A 221-nucleotide genomic window follows, 5' to 3' on the forward strand; every position below is an offset into this window, starting at 1 on the left:
GTACCTTAGTCACCTCATTTATCGCTATTATTATCGCGGTTCCAGTCAGATTCGGTATTGAGATATTTTTAACAGAGATGTGCCCTAAGTTCCTCAAAAAGCCACTTGGTATCGCCATTGAGTTGATGGCTGGTATCCCATCTATCATTTATGGCATGTGGTGATTGTTCGTATTTGCGCCAGTTTTTGGTGATCACATTCAGACATCGATCATTGAACAC

1 pseudogene is annotated in these 221 nt (G+C 41.2%); it reads left to right on the forward strand.

Features of this window, described 5'->3' with window-relative positions:
- Positions 1–161: pseudogene (locus V6252_RS13235) on the forward strand (phosphate ABC transporter permease subunit PstC); the annotation flags it as partial.
- Between the last annotated feature and the right edge of the window lie 60 nt (positions 162–221).

Origin of the sequence: Psychrobacter proteolyticus (assembly GCF_038155145.1) — a bacterium.
In the GTDB taxonomy this organism is placed as follows: domain Bacteria; phylum Pseudomonadota; class Gammaproteobacteria; order Pseudomonadales; family Moraxellaceae; genus Psychrobacter; species Psychrobacter proteolyticus_B.